The 19579-nt window shown below is 64.3% G+C and carries 15 protein-coding genes and 1 pseudogene; 9 read left to right on the forward strand and 7 right to left on the reverse strand.

What is annotated here, in order from left to right; translation table 11 throughout:
• The first annotated feature begins 208 nt into the window (after positions 1 to 208).
• The 3 genes from rdgC (at position 209) to sugE (ending at position 2793) form a co-directional block, all read left to right on the forward strand.
• Positions 209 to 1129, forward strand: a complete 921-nt coding sequence (rdgC, locus tag B3E94_RS22305) for a recombination-associated protein RdgC (protein WP_176517928.1) — start codon at positions 209 to 211, stop codon at positions 1127 to 1129.
• A 169-nt stretch (positions 1130 to 1298) separates the two neighbouring features.
• Positions 1299 to 2264 (forward strand): bile acid:sodium symporter family protein, encoded by a 966-nt coding sequence (locus B3E94_RS22310; RefSeq protein ID WP_286915246.1) that lies wholly within the window; start codon positions 1299 to 1301, stop codon positions 2262 to 2264.
• 211 nt (positions 2265 to 2475) lie between these two features.
• Positions 2476 to 2793, forward strand: a complete 318-nt coding sequence (gene sugE, locus B3E94_RS22315; RefSeq protein ID WP_176517930.1) for a quaternary ammonium compound efflux SMR transporter SugE — start codon at positions 2476 to 2478, stop codon at positions 2791 to 2793.
• Between the two features lie 10 nt (positions 2794 to 2803).
• Here sugE and B3E94_RS22320 read toward each other — a convergent pair whose 3' ends face one another.
• The 4 genes from B3E94_RS22320 to B3E94_RS22335 form a co-directional block, all read right to left on the reverse strand.
• Positions 2804 to 4681, reverse strand: coding sequence for a 1-acyl-sn-glycerol-3-phosphate acyltransferase (locus B3E94_RS22320; protein WP_286915247.1), 1878 nt, complete (start codon positions 4679 to 4681; stop codon positions 2804 to 2806).
• Positions 4682 to 4872: 191 nt separating this feature from the next.
• Positions 4873 to 5706, reverse strand: a complete 834-nt coding sequence (locus B3E94_RS22325; protein ID WP_286915248.1) for an amidohydrolase family protein — start codon at positions 5704 to 5706, stop codon at positions 4873 to 4875.
• Between the two features lie 26 nt (positions 5707 to 5732).
• Complete coding sequence (locus B3E94_RS22330) at positions 5733 to 7007, reverse strand: MFS transporter (RefSeq protein WP_176518258.1); 1275 nt, start codon at positions 7005 to 7007, stop codon at positions 5733 to 5735.
• A gap of 133 nt (positions 7008 to 7140) precedes the next feature.
• Positions 7141 to 7872, reverse strand: coding sequence for a GntR family transcriptional regulator (locus B3E94_RS22335; protein ID WP_176518259.1), 732 nt, complete (start codon positions 7870 to 7872; stop codon positions 7141 to 7143).
• Positions 7873 to 8132: 260 nt separating this feature from the next.
• Between B3E94_RS22335 and B3E94_RS22340 the strand changes: the two genes are divergently transcribed.
• Both B3E94_RS22340 and B3E94_RS22345 read left to right on the forward strand, forming a co-directional pair.
• Positions 8133 to 9308: an MFS transporter gene (locus B3E94_RS22340; protein ID WP_286915250.1), complete on the forward strand. Its 1176-nt coding sequence runs from the start codon at positions 8133 to 8135 to the stop codon at positions 9306 to 9308.
• Positions 9309 to 9425: 117 nt separating this feature from the next.
• A complete protein-coding gene (locus B3E94_RS22345) occupies positions 9426 to 12902 on the forward strand; it encodes a hybrid sensor histidine kinase/response regulator (RefSeq protein ID WP_236237420.1) in 3477 nt (1158 codons plus the stop codon).
• Here the strand turns inward: B3E94_RS22345 and rmuC are convergent.
• Both rmuC and B3E94_RS22355 read right to left on the reverse strand, forming a co-directional pair.
• The gene (gene rmuC, locus B3E94_RS22350) at positions 12874 to 14247 is read right to left on the reverse strand and encodes a DNA recombination protein RmuC (protein ID WP_286915254.1); all 1374 of its coding nucleotides are present in this window, start codon (positions 14245 to 14247) and stop codon (positions 12874 to 12876) included. The genes B3E94_RS22345 and rmuC overlap by 29 nt on opposite strands.
• A gap of 171 nt (positions 14248 to 14418) precedes the next feature.
• Positions 14419 to 14760 (reverse strand): annotated as a pseudogene (locus B3E94_RS22355) (sel1 repeat family protein); the annotation flags it as partial.
• Between the two features lie 953 nt (positions 14761 to 15713).
• On the opposite strand from B3E94_RS22355, the gene B3E94_RS22360 reads away from it, so the two are divergent.
• The 3 genes from B3E94_RS22360 to B3E94_RS22370 all read left to right on the forward strand — a co-directional run bounded on the left by B3E94_RS22360 (position 15714) and on the right by B3E94_RS22370 (position 18081).
• A complete protein-coding gene (locus B3E94_RS22360) occupies positions 15714 to 15938 on the forward strand; it encodes a hypothetical protein (protein ID WP_176518263.1) in 225 nt (74 codons plus the stop codon).
• A gap of 248 nt (positions 15939 to 16186) precedes the next feature.
• On the forward strand, positions 16187 to 16669 hold the full coding sequence (locus tag B3E94_RS22365) for a hypothetical protein (RefSeq protein WP_286915251.1): 483 nt from the start codon (positions 16187 to 16189) through the stop codon (positions 16667 to 16669).
• A gap of 146 nt (positions 16670 to 16815) precedes the next feature.
• Positions 16816 to 18081, forward strand: coding sequence for an OmpP1/FadL family transporter (locus B3E94_RS22370; RefSeq protein ID WP_286915252.1), 1266 nt, complete (start codon positions 16816 to 16818; stop codon positions 18079 to 18081).
• A gap of 42 nt (positions 18082 to 18123) precedes the next feature.
• On the opposite strand, the gene B3E94_RS22375 is transcribed toward B3E94_RS22370, so the two are convergent.
• Positions 18124 to 19053: a LysR family transcriptional regulator gene (locus B3E94_RS22375; RefSeq protein ID WP_286915253.1), complete on the reverse strand. Its 930-nt coding sequence runs from the start codon at positions 19051 to 19053 to the stop codon at positions 18124 to 18126.
• A 114-nt stretch (positions 19054 to 19167) separates the two neighbouring features.
• Here B3E94_RS22375 and B3E94_RS22380 point away from each other — a divergent pair, with 114 nt between their 5' ends.
• A complete protein-coding gene (locus tag B3E94_RS22380; protein ID WP_176518267.1) occupies positions 19168 to 19428 on the forward strand; it encodes a DUF2798 domain-containing protein in 261 nt (86 codons plus the stop codon).
• Positions 19429 to 19579 lie beyond the last annotated feature (151 nt).

The raw sequence follows: 19579 nt of genomic DNA on the forward strand, positions 1-19579 counted from the left end.
GGTGTGGCGCGCATTCTACGGAGGGGTTGCTACCCTGGCAAGCACTTTTTTCAACTTTTTCAAAAAAAATCTCAGCCCTTTCAATAACCTAGCTTCGTCGCCCCTTTCATTACCTCCATAAGCGCTGCTGGCCCTATGACAGGGCTGGCCTGGAACGGCTGCTCGGAGAATAATGCCCGGCTTATGCCTTAAGGAGAGATTGCCCCCCATGTGGTTCAAGAACCTGCTGTCCTACCGCCTGACCCAGGATGTCCCCTTCGAGGCTGAAACGCTGGAAGCTGCCCTGGCCAGCAAGCCGGCCCGCCCCTGCGCCAGCCAGGAGCTGACCACCTATGGTTTCGTCGCCCCCTTCGGCAAAGGCGAAGACGCCCCGCTGGTGCACGTCAGCGGCGAGTTCCTGCTGATTGCCGCACGCAAGGAAGAACGCATCCTGCCCAGCAGCGTGGTCAACGATGCGGTGAAGGAAAAGGTCGAAGAGATCGAGACCGAGCAGATGCGCAAGGTCTACAAGAAAGAGCGCGACCAGATCAAGGACGAGATCATCCAGGCCTTCCTGCCGCGTGCGTTCATCCGCCGCTCGATGATCTTCGCCGCGATCGCCCCGCGCCTGGGAATGATCCTGGTCAACTCGGCCAGCGCCAAGCGCGCCGAAGACCTGCTGTCGACCCTGCGCGAAGTGATGGGCTCGCTGCCAGTGCGCCCGGCCACGGTGAAAATCGCCCCGAGCGCGACCATGACCGATTGGGTCAAGTCGCAGCAGGCTGCCGAAGGCTTCTATGTGCTGGACGAGTGCGAACTGCGCGACACCGCCGAAGACGGCGGCATCGTGCGCTGCAAGCGCCAGGACTTGACTGGTGAGGAAATCCAGCTGCACCTGAGCACCGGCAAGGTGGTCACCCAGCTGGCGCTGGCCTGGCAGGACAAGCTGTCGTTCGTGCTCGACGACAAGATGGTGATCAAGCGCCTGAAGTTCGAAGAGCTGCTGCAGGAGCAGGCCGAACAGGATGGCGGCGATGAGGCCGCGCAGCAGTTCGATGCCAGCTTCCTGCTGATGATGATGACCTTCAGCGAGTTCCTGCCGGTGCTGTTCGAGGCACTGGGTGGCGAAGAGATTCCGCAAGGGGTCTGAGCCAGCTGATCTGCCGGTGCTGTGACAGTGCCGGCCCTTTCGCGGGACAAGCCCGCTCCCACAGGTACACCACAGGTTCGAAGGACTGCGGTGTACCTGTGGGAGCGGGCTTGTCCCGCGAAAGGGCCAGTGAAAACTACAGAGAAACAACGATAAAAGGACTTCTCCCATGCGCGCCCTCGCCGCCCTCAGCCGCTTCGTCGGCAACACCTTTGCCCTCTGGGTGCTGGTGTTCGCCTGCCTTGCCTTCGTGCAACCGCAATGGTTCATCGCCCTCAAGGTGGCGATCGTGCCGCTGCTGGGGCTGGTGATGTTCGGCATGGGCCTGACCCTCAAGCTCGACGACTTCGCCGCCCTCGCCCGCCAGCCCTGGCGCGTGGCGCTGGGGGTGGTCGCGCATTTCGTGATCATGCCGGGCATGGCCTGGCTGCTGTGCCAGCTGTTCCAGCTGCCGGCGGAAATTGCCGTGGGCGTGATCCTGGTCGGCTGCTGCCCGAGCGGCACGGCGTCGAACGTGATGGTGTGGCTGTCCAAGGGCGACCTGGCACTGGCCGTGGCGATCGCCGCGGTGACCACCCTGCTGGCACCGCTGCTGACGCCGGCGCTGATCTGGCTCCTGGCCTCGGCCTGGCTGCCGGTATCGTTCATGGACATGTTCTGGTCGATCCTGCAGTTGGTGATGCTGCCGATCGTGCTCGGCGTAGTGGCGCAACGCGTGCTGGGCGCGCGCGTGCAGCTGGCGGTGCAGGTGCTGCCGCTGGTGTCGGTGGTGAGCATCGTCATGATCGTGTGCGCCGTGGTGGCGGCCAGCCAGGCGAAAATCGCCGAATCGGGGCTGCTGATCATGGCGGTGGTGATCTTGCACAACAGCTTTGGCTACCTGCTGGGTTACCTCACCGGCAAGTGCTGCAAGCTGCCACTCGCCCAGCGCAAGTCGCTGGCGCTGGAGGTGGGCATGCAGAATTCGGGGTTGGGGGCGGCCTTGGCGGCGGCGCATTTCTCGCCGTTGGCGGCGGTGCCCAGTGCGCTGTTCAGCGTCTGGCACAATATTTCCGGGGCGTTGCTGTCGACCTGGTTTCGGCGGATGGAAGCGCCTGAGGGTGTATTGGAAGGTAGGGAACCCGCTCGGGATTGATGCTGGCTGTTCATGCCCTATCGCCGGCAAGCCGGCTCCCACAGATACAGCCCAGTACAGTGGGAGCGGGCTTGCCCGCGAAGAGGCCGGCATGAACTTGCCCAGCAATAAGAAGATGTGCACCATAGTGCCCACTGTGAGGACGGCCTCACGACGCACCGCGTGACCACTCCGGGGACGGCCCCATCATTGAAACGATGGAGACTCACACATGTCCTGGATCATCCTGTTCTTCGCCGGCCTGTTCGAGGTTGGCTGGGCGGTCGGCCTCAAGTACACCGACGGCTTCACCCGCCCCCTGCCGACCATCCTCACCGTGGGCGCCATGGTCATCAGCCTGGGCCTGCTGGGCCTGGCCATGAAAGAGCTGCCGCTGGGCACCGCCTACGCCATCTGGACCGGTGTCGGTGCAGTGGGCACGGTGATCGCCGGCATCATCCTGTTCGGTGAATCCATGGCCCTGATTCGGCTGGCCAGCGTGGCGCTGATCGTCACCGGCCTGATCGGCCTGAAAGTCAGCGCCAGCTGACGGCTCCCGCCTAACGCAGGTCGCCGCGCAAGCGGCTGACCTGCTCGCGCAACAACTCCGGTTGCGCCGCCTCCACCGGGATGGCGGCGCCCGCGACGATGGTCACCCGCGACCACAGCCGCTTGAAAAAGCCCTTGCCAGGGTCGCGACTGAAGAAGCTGCCCCACAAGCCCTGCAACGCCAGCGGAATCACTGGCACCGGGGTTTCTTCGAGAATGCGGCTGACGCCCCCCTTGAACACATCGATCTCGCCATCACCGGTCAGCTTGCCTTCGGGGAAGATGCACACCACCTCCCCCGCCGCCAAATACTCGGCGATGCGGGCGAAGGCGCGCTCGTAGGTGGCCGGGTCTTCACTGCGCCCGGCAATCGGGATGGCGCCGGCCGTGCGGAACACGAAGTTGAGCACTGGCAGGTTGTAGATCTTGTAGTACATGACGAACCGGATCGGCCGGCGGATCGCCCCGCCAAGCAGCAGCGCATCGACGAACGACACATGGTTGCACACCAGCAGCGCCGCGCCCTCGTCGGGGATGCGCTCGAGGTCGCGATGCTGCACGCGGTACATCGAGTGGCTGAGCAGCCAGATCAGGAAGCGCATGGTGAACTCGGGCACGATCCTGAAGATGTAGGCGTTGACCAGCACGTTGAGCAGCGACACCACCAGGAACAGCTGCGGGATGCTCAGGTCGGCCAGCCCCAGCAGGACCATGGTCAGGATCGCCGAAACCACCATGAACAAGGCATTGAGAATGTTGTTGGCGGCAATCACCCGGGCACGCTGGTCTTCGGCGGTGCGTGCCTGGATCAGGGCGTACAGCGGCACGATGTAGAAGCCGCCGAACACGCCCAGGCCCACGATCGACAACAGGATCCACCAGGCCTGGCTCATGCTCAGCAGCGCCAGCCAGTCGTGCGGGGTTGCAGCCGCCGGCACATCGCCGGAATGCCACCACCAGAGCAGCCCGAAGAGGGTCAGGCCGAACGAGCCGAACGGCACCAGGCCGATCTCCACCTTGCGCCCGCTCAAGCGCTCGCACAGCAGCGAGCCCAGCGCGATGCCCACCGAGAACAGGGTCAGCACCAGGGTCACGACCGTGCTGTCACCGTGCAGCCAGTCCTTGGCGTAGGCCGGAATCTGGGTCAGGTAGATGGCGCCGACGAACCAGAACCACGAGTTGCCGACGATCGAACGCGACACCGCCGGGGTCTGCCCCAGGCCCATGCGCAGGATCACCCACGACTGCTTGAAGATGTTCCAGTCCAGCCGCATCTGCGGCGATGCCGCCGCCGCGCGGGGGATCCAGCGGCTGGCCAGGTAACCGAGCACCGCCGTGCCGACCACGCCGCCTGCCACCACCGTGGCGTAGCTGCTGCTGGCCATCATCACCCCGGCACCGATGGTACCGGCGAGGATGGCCAGGAAGGTGCCCATTTCCACCAGGCCGTTGCCGCCGACCAGCTCTTCTTCGCGCAAGGCCTGGGGCAGGATCGAATACTTCACCGGGCCGAACAGCGCCGAGTGGGTGCCCATGCCGAACAGCGCCACCAGCATCAACGCCAGGTGGTCGCTGACGAAGCCCAGCGCGCCCACGGCCATGATGGCGATTTCGGCCAGCTTGATCGCGCGGATCAATGCGTCCTTGGCGTACTTCTCGCCAAACTGCCCGCCCAACGCCGAGAACAGGAAGAACGGCAGGATGAACAGCAGCGCGCAGAGGTTGACCCAGATCGAGCGGTCGCCGTCACCGAGGCTGAGCTTGAACAGGATCGCCAGGATCAGCGACTGCTTGAACAGGTTGTCATTGAACGCGCCCAGCAGCTGGGTGATGAAGAACGGCAAGAAGCGCCGCTTGCCGAGCAAGGTGAATTGCGAGGGGTGACTCATCGTCCTTGTTCCTGAGTGACTTTTGTAGTTGGAGGCACGCAGGCCGCCGCAAGCCACAAATCTGCACGGGAAAGGCCAACCCTGGCAAGCCGCAAAGCCCTGCCGTGTCAGTCGGACCCATCGCCGGCAAGCCGGCTCCCACAACTTGTGGGAGCCGGCTTGCCGGCGATGGGTCCAGCAAGGGCACAACATCAACCAAAGCCGAACAAACCCCGCGCCGTGTCCACCAGCAGCGCCCGGCGCAGTTCAGCCGAACAGCCCAGCGCCTCGAACTGCTCGACCACCGTGCCAAAACTCACCGCCCCCTCATGCTGGGTATGCGGCCAGTCACTGCCCCACATCAGCCGCTCGGCGCCGTAATGCGCCTCCAGCGCACCCAGTGCCTGGCGCGCGAAAGCCAGGTTCTGCTGCACAGTGCCTTCCAGCCGATAGATGCCGGACACCTTCACCCAGACCTTGCCCTTGCCGCCGAGGGTCAGCAACTCGGCAAACCCTGGCTGCCCCAGGCCAAGGCGAGCATCGGGCCGGCCGAAATGGTCGATCACAAGGTCCAGGCCATAAGGCTCCAACGCCCGCACCAGGGTTGGAATGTCCGCCACCTGGCGGTGCAGCTCCAGGTGCCAGCCCTGCTCGCCGATGCGCTCCAGCATCGGCCGCCACTGGGCAGCGGTGAGGTCAGGCAGGGCTTGGCCCATGAGGTTCAGGCGTACACCCTTGACCCCCAGGCGGGCCATGTCGTCCAGGGCCTCACGGCCGACGCCCTGCTCGAGCATCACCACCCCGCGCAATTGCCCCGGCGCGGTCTGCAGGGCGCTGAGCAGGTAGCGGTTGTCGGTGCCCAGGAAACTCGGCTGCACCAGCACGCCATGGCTGAAACCGTGGCCCTGCAGCTGGGCCAGGTAGTCGCCCAGCGGTGCGTCGTAGCTTGGCGCGTAACGGCGCCCGCTGGCCAGGTTCAAGCCGCGGCTGAACACGTGGGCATGGCTGTCGATGGCGGTGATCGGTGAAGCGGTGGCGTCGGGCATGATGTTCAATCGAAACAAGGTCCAGGTTACTTGGCTGCAGCGCAGGCCACGGTCGGCGCCGGCGTGGCTTCGAGGGTGCGGCCGCGGGTTTCCGGCAGGCACAGTGCGGCGAGCATGGCAACGCCGTAGGCGATGCCGGCGTCGATGCCGATCGCGCTGCCCAGCGACATGGATTCGCTCATGTGCCCGACCAGGAACGGGAACACCGCCGACAGTACGCGGCCGAAGTTGTAGCAGAAGCCGACCCCTGCCCCGCGCACGTCGGCCGGGTACAGCTCGTTGAAGAACGAACCGAGGCTGGCCGGGATGCCGGCGGCAAAAAAGCCCAGCGGGAAGCCGAGGAACAGCATCTGCGTGTTGGTCAGCGGGAAGAACACATAAGCCTGCACGGTCAGCACGCAGCACAGGGCGAACAGCAGGATGTTCTTGCGCCGGCCGATGCGGTCGATCAGCAGGCCGCTGATCACACAGCCGCACCAGAAGGCGAAGATGATCACCGCAAGGTAGCCACCGGAGTTCAGCACCGAGAGGTTGCGCTCGGTCTTGAGGAAGGTCGGCAGCCAGGTCATCACCGCGTGGTAACCGCCGTGGGCACCCAGGCCCAGCAGGCCGCCGAGCAGGGTCACACGCAACAGTTCGGGGCGGAAAATACCGGCCATGGACTTGAAGAAGCTGCCGGGGATGGCCTTTTCCTGCTGCCGGCGCTGGAAGCTGTCGGGCTCCGGCACGTTGCGCCGCACCCAGATGATCAAAAGCGACGGCAGCAGGCCGACGAAGAACATCACCCGCCAGGCGTAGTCCGCCGGCACCAGCGAATAGATCAGCGTGAACAGCCCGACCGCCAGGCCCCAACCCACGGCCCAGGCGCTCTGCACCGTGCCCATGACCTTGCCGCGGTATTTCGGGTTGATGGTCTCGGCCATCAGCACCGCGCCTGCGGCCCATTCACCACCGATGCCGAAGCCTTGCATGGCCTTGACGAACAGCAGCGGGTAGAAGCCGGTGACGAACGCCGAGAGGAAGGTGAAGAAGGAGAACCAGAGGATCATCCACTGCAGGGTACGCACACGCCCGTATCGGTCCGACAGGGCGCCGCCGAGCCAGCCGCCGATGGCCGACGTGACCAGGGTCAGGCCGCTGATCAGGCCGGCATCGGCCTTGGTCAGCGAGAACGCGGCAATCAGCGCCGGGATGGCCAGGCCGAACATCTGCACTTCCAGCGCATCGAGCGACCAGCCGCCGAAACAGGCCCAGAACGTCTTGCGTTCCCGTGAAGTGATCTGGCGATACCAGCTGAACATGATTGTTATCCTTCTAATTGTGGGTGTTACGGCCGGGCGCGCCGAAGCTCTGGGCACGCTGGCGACCGGGCAGGCGAAGCCACCGCGCCGTGGCAGGACGGCGCAGACGGGTAAACAGGGCGAAGCCGGCGGTTCAGCGAATGTCGATGCGGTAGCGGAAGTGCTGCGCATGGCCGCGCGAGCGGCGCCATTCCAGTGGTTTGCCGGCGTAGTCACGGGCCAGGCGCTCGATCACCACCACCGGGCTGTCGGCCGGCAGTTGCAACAGGCGGCCATGCACCGCGTCGACCGCTTCGGCGGTCAGGGTCTCTTCGGCGTAGGCGACCACCTGGCCGCACAGCTCCTCGTAGATCGGATACAGCAGCGGGCCCTTGCTCTGCAGCTCTACCTCCAGCAACGGCTGGAAGGTCTGGCGCGGCAGCCAGATCTCCTCGGCCAGCACCGGTTGTGCGCCGAGCAGACGGGTACGGACGATGCGGATGACTTCGGCCTCGGCGGCCAGCCCCAGGGCCTGGGCTACCGCAGAGGGCGCCGGTACGGGGTCGATGGAGAGGATGCGGCTTTGCGGCATCACCCGTTCGCCATTGGCGGACTCGAAGCGGAAGAAACGGAACAGCGAAGACTGGAACTGCGGGCGGCGTATGAAGGTGCCACGGCCCTGCTGGCGCTCCAGCACGCCTTCGGCGACCAGCACGTCGACCGCCTTGCGCACGGTGCCGACCGACATGTCGAATTCGCTAGCCAGCGCGGCCTCGGTCGGGATCGCCTCGCCTGGGCGCCAGCGGTTGTTGGCAATCTGCTCGACCAGGTGGTCGCGCAGCTGTTGGTAGCGGGGCAGTCGAGCATCACCGGACAATGGGTGCATGGGTCTCGCTCTCGTCTCGTTATCTAAACATATATATGAATTTTTCCGAGAGTATTCCCCGTGGGTGGCGGGGTGTCAATCCTCCGCTGGTCGCCGATTTCGTGGCGCGCCCATCGCCGGCAAGCCGGCTCCCACAGCCAGGCCACAGCCTTTGAAGTACTGGAGCACCTGTGGGAGCCGGCTTGCCGGCGATAGGCTGCGCAGCAGCCGCCCATGTCTTATGCTCAGCATCGGCAACCTCCCACAACAAGGATGTGGCAATGCTCGCCGCCCTCAAGCACTACCCCGCAGCGGTACGCCTGCTGCTGGCCACCACCTTCATCCTGACCCTGGCCCGCGCGCTCACCCTGCCCTACCTGGTGGTCTACCTGGCCGACACCTTCCAGCTCTCGGTCGGCCACATCGGCCTGCTGATCGGCGGCGCCCTGATCGTTGCCTCGCTGCTGAGCCTGTATGGCGGGCACCTGGTCGACACCCTGCACAACCACAGCCTGATCAGCGCCAGCACGCTGTTGTTCGCCCTGGCCTTCGCCGCCGCCATCGCCAGCCGCTCGGCGCTGCTGTTCTTCCTCTGCCTGGTGCTGATCAACCTGACCCTGGCCGTGGTCGACATCGCCGCCAAGGCTGGCTTCTGCGCGTTGCTGCCGGTGGAGCGGCGCGCCGAGGTGTTCGCCATCAAGTACACCCTGAGCAACGTCGGCTATGCCGTCGGCCCGCTGCTGGGGGTTGCCATGCTGGAGATGGACGAGCACCTGCCTTTCATCGCCTCCGCGCTGATCGGCCTGGGCATGTGCCTGGCCTACTGGCGCCTGGGTGATCGCGGGCTGCAGGCCCCGCCCGCACAGGCCGGCGCCGGCTTCGCCCAGGTGGCGCTAGGCCTGGCAGGCGATCGGCGGCTGGTGTGCTTCACCCTCGGCGGCGTGCTCAGTGCCGTGGTGTTCGGGCAGTTCACCGCCTACCTGTCGCAGTACCTTGTGGTAACCACCAGCGCCAGCGAGGCGGCGCGCCTGGTGGGTTACCTGGTAACCACCAATGCCGTGACGGTGATCGCCCTGCAGTACCTGATCGGCAGGCGCATCAGCCGCCAGCGCCTGATGCCTTGGCTGATGGCCGGCATGGCCTTGTTCATCGCCGGGCTGCTGGGTTTTGCGCTGGCGGGGTCGGTGCTGGCCTGGTGCCTGGCGATGCTGGTGTTCACCCTGGGCGAGATCATCGTGATTCCTGCCGAGTACATGTTCATCGACCTGATTGCCCCGGAGCATCTGCGCGGGGTGTATTACGGGGCGCAGAACTTGTCCAACCTGGGGGCGGCGCTGGGGCCGGTGATGGTCGGGTTTGCCCTGGGGCTGTGGTGGCCGGGGGTGATCTTCTATCTATTGGTGATGTCGGTGCTGCTGGCGGGGGTGTTCTATTGGCTGGGTACGCGACGCAATTGATGTAGCCTGCGCTGGCTGAAGCCGCGCCTACAACCATCGTCGGCGCTGACGAACCGGCGCCCGCGTGCCAGACTGACTGATCGGGACCGCGTTACCTTTTTTTGCTCCGGAGTTTTCATGTCGTTGTCCAGCGGGCTGATCGCCGTGGTCGCCCTGGCCTATATGGCCATCATGTTCGCCATCGCCTTCTACGGCGACCGCCGCAGCACACCGTTGCCGCCGCGCCTGCGTGCGTGGGTGTACAGCCTGTCGCTGGCGGTGTACTGCACCAGCTGGACCTTCTTCGGCGCGGTCGGCCAGGCCGCCGAACAGCTGTGGGCGTTTTTGCCGATCTACCTGGGGCCTATCCTGCTGCTGATCTTCGCGCCCTGGGTGCTGCAGAAGATGGTGCTGATCAGCAAGCAGCAGAACATCACCTCGATCGCCGACTTCATTGCCGCGCGCTACGGCAAGTCGCAGACCCTGGCGGTGGTGGTGGCGCTGATCTGCCTGGTTGGCGTGCTGCCCTACATCGCCTTGCAGCTCAAGGGCATCGTGCTCGGCGTCAACCTGCTGATCGGCGCCAATGCCGACGCCACCGGCACCCGCGTGCAGGACACCGCGCTGGTGGTGTCGCTGGTGCTGGCGCTGTTCGCCATCGTCTTCGGCACGCGCAGCCTGGACGTCACCGAACACCACCGCGGCATGGTCCTGGCGATCGCCTTCGAATCGATGATCAAGCTGCTGGCCTTCCTCGCCGTCGGCGTGTTCGTGGTGTTCAACCTGTACGACGGCTTTGACGACCTGTTCACCCAGGCACGCCAGTCGATACACCTGGAGAGCTACTGGCAGGAAACCATCAACTGGCCGTCGATGGTGGTGCAGACCGCCGTGGCGATGATGGCGATCATCTGCCTGCCGCGCCAATTCCACGTGACCGTGGTGGAGAACATCGAGCCGCAGGACATGCGCCTGGCGCGCTGGGTGTTCCCGATGTACCTGGCGCTGGCCGCGCTGTTCGTGGTGCCGATTGCCCTGGCGGGGCAGATGCTGCTGCCAGGCACGGTGATTTCCGACTCGTTCGTGATTAGCCTGCCACTGGCCGAGGCGCACCCGAGCCTGGCGCTGCTGGCCTTCATCGGCGGCGCCTCGGCCGCCACCGGCATGGTCATCGTCGAGGCCGTGGCGCTGTCGACCATGGTTTCCAACGACATGCTGCTGCCCTGGCTGCTGCGCCGCAACAACGCCGAGCGGCCGTTCGAGGCATTCCGCCACTGGATGCTGTCGGTACGCCGGGTGACCATCGTGGTCATCCTGCTGCTGGCCTATGTCAGCTATCGCCTGCTCGGCTCCACCGCAAGCCTTGCGACCATCGGCCAGATCGCCTTCGCCGCGGTCACCCAGCTGACCCCGGCCATGCTCGGCGCGCTGTACTGGAAGCAGGCCAACCGCCGCGGCGTGTTCGCCGGCCTGGCGGCGGGCATCTTCCTCTGGTTCTACACCCTGGTATTGCCCATTACCGCCCACAGCCTGGGCTGGCCGCTGGAGCTGTTCCCGGGCCTTTCGTGGCTGCACGGCAACCCGCTGAACCTGCCGATCACCCCGCTGACCCAAGGCGTGGTGCTGTCGCTGGCCGGCAACTTCACCCTGTTCGCCTGGGTGTCGATGCTCTCGCGCACCCGCGTCTCCGAGCACTGGCAGGCCGGGCGCTTCATCGGCCAGCAGACCAGCGCCCGCCCCAGCAGCAAGCCGCTGCTGGCGGTGCAGATCGACGACCTGCTGACCCTGGCCTCGCGCTTCGTCGGCGAAGAACGTGCCCGGCAGAGCTTCATCCGCTTCGCCTACCGCCAGGGCAAGGGCTTCAACCCCAACCAGAACGCCGACGGCGACTGGATCGAGCACACCGAGCGGCTGCTGGCCGGTGTGCTCGGCACCTCCTCGACCCGCGCCGTGGTCAAGGCCGCCATCGAGGGCCGCGACATGCAGCTCGAAGACGTGGTGCGCATCGCCGATGAAGCCAGCGAGGTGCTGCAGTTCAACCGCGCGCTGCTGCAAGGGGCCATCGAGAACATCAACCAGGGCATCAGCGTGGTCGACCAGAACCTGCACCTGGTGGCCTGGAACCGCCGCTACCTGGAGCTGTTCAACTACCCCGACGGGCTGATCAGCGTCGGCCGGCCGATCGCCGACATCATCCGCTATAACGCCGAACGCGGCCTGTGCGGCCCGGGCGAGGCCCAGGTGCACGTGGCGCGCCGGCTGCACTGGATGCGCCAGGGCCGCGCCCATTCTTCCGAGCGGCTGTTCCCCAATGGCCGGGTGATCGAGCTGATCGGCAACCCGATGCCCGGCGGCGGCTTCGTCATGAGCTTCACCGACATCACCCCGTTCCGCGAGGCGGAGCAAGCCCTGCGTGACTCCAACGAAGGGCTGGAGCAGCGCGTGGCTGAGCGTACCCACGAACTGTCGCAACTGAACCAGGCGCTGTCGGAGGCCAAGAGCCAGGCCGAGGCGGTCAGCAAGTCCAAGACCCGCTTCCTGGCGGCCGTCAGCCACGACCTGATGCAACCGCTCAATGCCGCACGGCTGTTCTCCGCCGCCTTGTCGCAGCAGGCCGAAGGCATGAACGAGGAGGCCCAGCAACTGGTCCAGCACATGGACAGCTCGCTGCGCTCGGCCGAAGAACTGATCAGCGACCTGCTGGACATCTCGCGCCTGGAGAACGGCAAGATCACCCCGGACGCCAAGCCGTTCGCGCTCAATGAGCTGTTCGACACCCTGGGCGCCGAGTTCAAGGTGCTGGCAGCGGAAAAGGGCCTGGAATTCCGCCTGCGCGGCAGCCAGCTGCGCATCGACAGCGACATGAAACTGCTGCGCCGGGTGCTGCAGAACTTCCTCACCAACGCCCTGCGCTACGGCAAGAGCCCGATTCTGCTGGGCGTTCGCCGCCAGGGCGAACACCTGTGGCTGGAGGTGTGGGACCGTGGCCCGGGCATCGCCGACGACAAGCTGCAGGTGATTTTCCAGGAGTTCAAGCGCCTGGACAGCCACCAGACCCGCGCCGAAAAAGGCCTGGGCCTGGGCCTGGCGATCGCCGACGGCCTGTGCCGGGTGCTCGGCCACCGCCTCGAAGTGCGTTCATGGCCGGGCAAGGGCACGGTGTTTCGCGTCAATGTGCCGATCGCCCGCCAGGCCGCGGCAGCGCCTGCGGCGCCCGTGGAACAGGCCAGCCAGCCGCTGGCCGGCCTGCAGGTGCTGTGCGTGGACAACGAAGACAGCATCCTGATTGGCATGAACAGCCTGCTCAGCCGCTGGGGTTGCCAGGTATGGACCGCGCGCAATCGCGCCGAATGCGAGGCACTGCTGGCCAAGGGCATGCGCCCGCACCTGGCGCTGGTGGACTACCACCTGGATGACGGCGAGACCGGTACCGGGCTGATGGGCTGGCTACGCACGCGCCTGGGCGAGCCGGTGCCGGGGGTGGTGATCAGTGCCGATGGCAGCAAGGAAACCCTGGCCACGGTGCATGCCGCAGGCCTGGACTACCTGGCCAAGCCGGTCAAGCCGGCGGCCCTGCGTGCCCTGCTCAATCGCCATCTGAGCCTGGTGCAGTAAGCGCGGCATCGGCCGGGGCATCGTCGGACAAGGCCCGCTCCAGCAAGTCGGCCGGCAGGCTCTTGCTGGCCCGGGCGCCAAGCAGCTTGAGCTGCTCGCTGCGGCTGACCAGGTTGCCGCGCCCTTCGCACAGCTTGTTGCGCGCCGCGGCGTAGGCCTTGTCGACCTGCTGCAGGCGCGCGCCCAGCTCGTCCAAATCCTGGATGAACAGCACGAACTTGTCGTACAGCCAACCGGCGCGCTCGGCGATCTCGCGGGCGTTCTGGCCCTGGCGTTCCTGCTTCCACAGGCTGTCGATCACCCGCAAGGTGGCCAGCAAGGTGGTCGGGCTGACGATCACGATCTGCCGGTCGAAGGCCTCCTGGAACAGGTTCGGCTCGGCTTGCAAGGCGGCTGAAAACGCCGCCTCGATGGGCACGAACAGCAGCACGAAGTCCAGGCTGTGGAGCCCTTCGAGGCGGTTGTAGTCCTTGCTCGACAGGCCTTTGACGTGGCTGCGCAGCGACTGCACGTGCTGCTTCAGGGCGCTTTCATCGTTGCCGCTGACGTACTGCTGATAGGCGGTGAGGCTGACCTTGGCATCAACCACCACCTGCCTGTCGCCGGGCAGCATGATCAGCACGTCGGGCTGGAAGCGCTCGCCGTCGGCGCTCTTGAGGCTGACCTGGGTCTGGTACTCGCGGCCCTTCTCGAGCCCGGCATGCTCCAGCACCCGTTCGAGGATCAGCTCGCCCCAGTTGCCTTGGGTCTTCTGGCCCTTGAGCGCCTGGGTAAGGTTGGTGGCTTCGTCGGACAGGCGCAGGTTCAGTTGCTGCAGGCGTTCGAGCTCCTTGCCCAGGGAGAAACGCTCGCGGGCCTCTTGCTGGTAGCTCTCCTCGACGCGCTTTTCGAAGGCCTGGATGCGTTCCTTGAGCGGGTCGAGCAACTGGCCCAGGTGCTGCTGGCTGGTCTGGGCGAAGCGCTGCTCGCGCTCGTCGAAGATTTTCGTGGCCAGGTCGGCGAATTGCGCACGCAGGGTGTCGCGGGCTTCCTGCAGGTCTTCCAGGCGCTGCTGGTGGCTGTCCTGCTGCTCGCGCAGTTCGGCTTCCAGGCGCGCGCATTGGGCCTCCAGGCGGCGCAATTCGGCTTCGCGGCTGGCGCGCTCCAGGTGCCAGGCGTGGGCGGCGTCACGGGCGTTGTCACGGTCGACCTGCAGCAGTTCCAGCTCACGGCCCTGGGCGGCGAGCTGGGTCTGCTTGACGGTGTTGGCCTCGCTCAGGTCGCTGACCTCGTCACGGCTGGCCTCCAGCTGCGCCTGCAGGCCCGCCTGGGCCAGCAGGGCGCCAGTGAGACGCTCTTGGAGCAGGGCCTGCTCGCCCTGCCGGGCGCCCTGGCGACGCTGCACGTGCATGAGCCACCCCAGGCACGGCAAGGCGCCTGCCACCAAGCCCAGCAGAATGCTGGTCAGATCCACTGCCATGCTTACCCCGACGGTCTGTTGCAAATTGCCTGCAGCTTATCAGCCTGCCTGGTCCGACGCCTGCTCCGGCTCGCTGGCCTGGCACAGGCGAGCGTATTCCAACTGTGCCCGCCGGTCCCCGGCACGCGCCGCCTGGCGCAGCAGGTCATGGCCGATGCGCCGGTCCCGGGCATTGCCGCACTCGCGGCAGAGCATCTGCCCCAGGCGGCTCTGGGCTTCGACCACGCCTTGGCGCGCCGGCTGCTTGAGCAGGCGCCCGGCCAGGTGCTTGACCTGGCGCTTGTCGCCCAGGCGCGGGCTGTCGAGCAGCCACAGGGCCACTTTCAATGAAAAGCGTTTGGGCGTGGGGGCAGACGTCGAAACGGCGGGGCTGGCGAGGTGTTTACCGCGAAACTTCATGAGCAACAGACAGGGCAACTCGAAAGGCGCGCCACTCTACCCTTTTTTGCACGGCATGGCCTGTCGATTTCTGGAGGATTGAAAAAAAATTTCACTGATCTTTTCTTGACGTTTTCAAACAGGTGACCGGGCAGTCGGCAGGTGCCTGTCGATTGTCGGACAGTTCTCCGATTTGCTAGCACGCCCGTCCTAGAGCAAGCGCTCGGGACAATCCACAGTTCCTGTGGATAACTCGGTGGACAACCTCCCTAAGGACCCTGCAAACCCCTATGAAATGGGGCTTGCAGTCAAACTGACGATTTTTTCACCAGTAAAAATTAGTGTTTTTTTTCATTGACTTAAGGTGCCAGTCAAGTCATTGGCGAGCGTATCGGGCGCTGTTGCCGGGCTGTTACAAGTCACGCCTCGAATGTGCACAAGTGCACCAAAAACCTGCATTCGGATGCACGAAATCGGTACATCGGGCCATTTGGAGGCCACTTGCCCCTCTTCCCACGTGGGCAAAGACACGCCATACTGCGCGGCTCGCCTGAAGAAACGTGCAAAGGCTTGCAAAGCCCCACGCGTTCCGGTAAGGTGCGCCTCGTTAGTACCAAGCTGAAAGTCAATTCTGGCCAGAAGCGTCCTTGCAGACCTGCTCCCCCCAAGAGCAACTGCTGAAACCAGGACCGGCCCTTTCGATGATTCACTCGCCAGCCAACGCGCTGTTCAAGCACGAATCACGTGACAGATTGATCAGGATTCCATACCGACCGGCCTAGAACCTTGGCCCCGGGATGCTGCCTGCCCTCTGAAGTACCTACCAGTCAGCCCAAGCGCCCACATTTGATTGCGCTCTCTCTGGCTGCTTTGTTCCAGTCAGGTTCGTTCGTCCCTTAATAAAGGCGTCACTGGAACGTTTCTATCATGCACGGATCATATCCCCCGTGTTTAAAGCAGGAACCTCCAACAATATGCATACCCATCATCAGATTCAGGCTGCCATTGGCACCCTCTCCCAGGCCTTCTCGCCGTTGAAGTGCCTTATCACTGCCCCACGCAAGGGCAACTTCAGCTTCACCCTGGTGGACGAACACGGCGTCGCCTGCCACACCGAACGCCTGTATCCCGAGCAGTACACCCGCTCGGAACCGCTGCAGGCGGTGATCGCCAGGACGCGCCAGTCGCTCACCGCGTGAGCGGTGAATGCCAGGGCATTCAGCCATTGAATGCCGGCCTCGGCGAGCTGCCTGATGGTTCTTGGCCTAATTGCCGCAAGGCATATGGCTTCCGACCTCAGGCAGCAATCGATTTAAAAACAGCTCTTTACATCACGCTTATCACACTACACTTCAACTCGAGCGGTCCGATCCGCTTCCGGCGGGCCTGATCATTCACCAGCTGCCAAGCTCCAGCGCCCGTCGGCCCCTTACTGCTCGAGGGCATCATGGGTATCGCGGCGAATGAATTGTGTCAGTATGTGATCCGACCGACCCTGGTCTACCTGAATCGTCATTGCGCCAGTGCCGAAGCCCTGCTATTGGGGATTGCGGCCAGCCAGTCGGCGCTCGGCTCGGCGCTGCACGACCGCCGAGGGCATGGCCTCTATCGCATTGGCGAAAGCCGGCATCAGGCAGTGTGGGACGACTTCCTCGCGCGTGACCCGGAACTTGCCAGCCTGGTCCGCGGCCTGGCGAGCCAGCACGCCTTCCTGGGCGGCCCGCACCTGGAACTCGCGGTCAATTTGCGCTACGCCACCGCCATTGCCTGGATGCTCATCGAAGCCCAGGCGACCGAGTTGCCTGACGCCGACGACCTGTTGGGCCAGGCGCGCATCTGGCGTCAGATTTTTCACCCTCAGGGTCGCCTGCGCGACTTCACCCAAGCCTGGCAACTGTGCATTGCTCAGAAATTGCCAGAGGTATCTTGAGAACTGTCCTACAGTATTACCGGAAAAAAAGGAATTTTGGTCGGATTGTCCTACAAAACCGCTCTATCTCCTGTGATACAGGCTATAGCGCAGAGCGTGATTTGTTGGTAGCTTTTCGCCCCGGAGATCCCAAGGAGTTTCTAATAATGAAAAAAGTAATGCTCAAAACCTCCCTCGGCGTTGCCGTTGCTCTCGCTTCCAGCCAACTGTTCGCTGCCGGCTTTGCCCTCAACGAACAGAGCATCAGCGGCATGGGGACAGGTTTCGCGGGTCGTTCTTCCGCTGCCGATGATGCCAGCACGGTGTATGGCAACCCTGCCGGCATGTCTCGCCTGAAGCGCCAGGAAGTGACCGTGGGGGGCGCAGCCATTATCGCCAAGACCGATATTTCGGGCCCGGGCAGCAGCCCACTGCCGGGTGAAACCGACGGTGACATGGTGCCAACGGTGGGGGTACCGATGGGCTACTACGTCAAGCCGATCGATGAGCACTGGAGCGTCGGTTTCGGCGTCTACGTGCCCTTCGGCCTGGTCACTGACTACGGCAGCGGCGACGCCGCACGCTACTGGGGCAAGAAGAGCCACGTCGAGGTCATCACCTTCCAGCCAACCGTCAGCTACGCCTTCAACGACAAGGTGTCGATCGGTTTCGGCCCGACCATCAACAAGATCAAGGGCGAGCTGGGGTCGAACACCATCAACCCGCGTTCTCCTGGCTTCAATGATGGCGAAGTGAAGATCAAGGGCGACGACACTGCCGTGGGCTACAACATCGGTATCCTGGTTCAGGCCACCGACCGTACCCGCGTCGGCATGACCTACCACTCGATGGTCGACTACAAGCTCGAAGGCAACACCAAGGTCAACAACGCCCTGATCGGGCCGTTCAGCGGCAGCAAGTTCGACGCCACGCTGAAGATCAAGACCCCGGAGTCGGTGGACTTCTCGGTTACCCACGAGCTGGATGACCAGTGGACCCTGTACGCAGGCAGCACCTGGACGCGTTGGAGCCGCCTGAAGGACATCACCGTCAACAACGATGTACCCGCTCCGCTGGTGGGCCAGTTCGGCACCATCACCGAAGAGCAGAACTGGCATGACACCTGGGCACACGCCATTGGCGCGTCCTACAAGGTCAACAAGGAGTGGGTACTGCGTACCGGCTTCTCCGTCGACCAGTCGCCGACCAACAACCACGACCGTTCGCCGCGCATCCCTACGGGTGATCGCAAGGCAGTCAGCTTCGGTGCCGGCTACAGCCCAACCGACGACATGACCATCGACGTGGCCTATTCCTACCTGTGGGAAGAGGACACCAAGGTCAACCTGGCCAGCCCGACCAAGGGCCGTTACCAGGCCAAGTACGAAAACAGCGCTCACGGTATCGGTGCTTCCCTCACCTACCGTTTCTGATTCGTACCTGCTGTATGAAAAACCGCCCTCGTGGCGGTTTTTTCATGCCTGCACCTGCCAGGTTTCGCCCAATGCTTCGTGCAGGTAATCCATGAAGGCGCGCGTCTTGGGCGTCAGGGCAAAACGGTCTGCCAGGCACAGGTAGATATCCATCGGCTCGGTCTGGGCGTAGGCCTGCCCCTGCTCGCTGTACTCGAACAGCGGCACCAGTGCGCCGGTGGCCAGATGTGGCCGGACCACGAATTCGGCAAGCCGAGTGATGCCACCATCGTTGAGCGCCATTTGGGTCAGGGCGTCGATGTCGTCGCTGATCAGCACCGCACCGAACTGCGCATCGAAGCGCAGGCCGTCGCGCATGAAGCCCCAGCGCAGGAAGCGGCCGTCCACCGGGTAGCGGAACACCAGGCAGCGGTGCTCACGCAGCGCCTCTGGTGTGGCTGGCAGGCCCGCCTGCGCCAGGTAGCCTGGGGATGCGCAGCAGATGAACGGGACGCGGGCGATGTGCCGTGCAAGCAGATGGTCTTCCAGCTGCGGGGTGATGCGCAGACTGATGTCGACGTCTTCGCGGGCGTGGTTGACGCGTCGGTCAGTCGTTACCAACTCTATCGAAAGCAAGGGGTAGCGGGCGCTGAAGGCTGGGATCAACGGAGCGAGCACATGGCGGCCAAACGCGGAGGTGGAGGCAATGCACAGGCGCCCCTGGGGTTCGCTGTCGGGCGTGGTGATGGCTTGCTCGGCCTGCAGCAGGTCGCGTTCGATATGCCGGACGCGTTCGTAGTACTGCGCGCCGGCCGGCGTGAGGGCCATGCTGCGGGTGGTGCGGCTGAGCAGGCGTACCTGCAGGTGGCTTTCGAGCCGTGCGAGGTTCTGGCTGACCGCGGCCGGGCTGAGGCCGAGGGTGCGGGCGCCGGCGGCAATGCTGCCGGCTTCGACGACCTTGATGAAGCTGCGGATGGTGTTGAGCAGGTCCATGGCGAGCCTTGGGATTCGTAAGAATCTCTTTATAAAGAACTCACCGTTACCGGTCTACAGATGTCGACTGCTGGCTTGATAACCTGCGCTTCCAGCCATTTTCCAGGAGTTTGCATGAGCGACCTGTCCCAGCCGCGCAGCCGGCGCAAATTGCGCCCTAGCGCCACGCCCTACGTGTTTGCGTTGTATATGTCGTCGATCATGGCGTTGTTGATGTGCTTCGTGATTACCGCTGCCAATGCGGGCGTGGATGCGCAGTATTTGAATAACGTGCTCAAGGCTTACCAACTTGCTATGCCGGTGGCATTCATCTGCGTACTGATGGTCCGGCCGGTGGTGATTCGATTGGTGGCACTTACAGTCCATCCTCACTAACCCATCCCCTGCTCTCGCCGTTGCTCTTGCCGTTGCTTTCGCTTTTGCTGTTGCTTTCGCTTTTGCCGTTGCTTTCGCTTTTGCCGTTGCTTTTGCTTTTCGTGCGCGCAAGTCCAGGCGACACAGATCGCGACTTCAGGAGGCCGAGCGG

It is taken from the genome of Pseudomonas sp. UBA6315 (genome assembly GCF_002438125.1).
Classification (GTDB): domain Bacteria; phylum Pseudomonadota; class Gammaproteobacteria; order Pseudomonadales; family Pseudomonadaceae; genus Aquipseudomonas; species Aquipseudomonas faucium.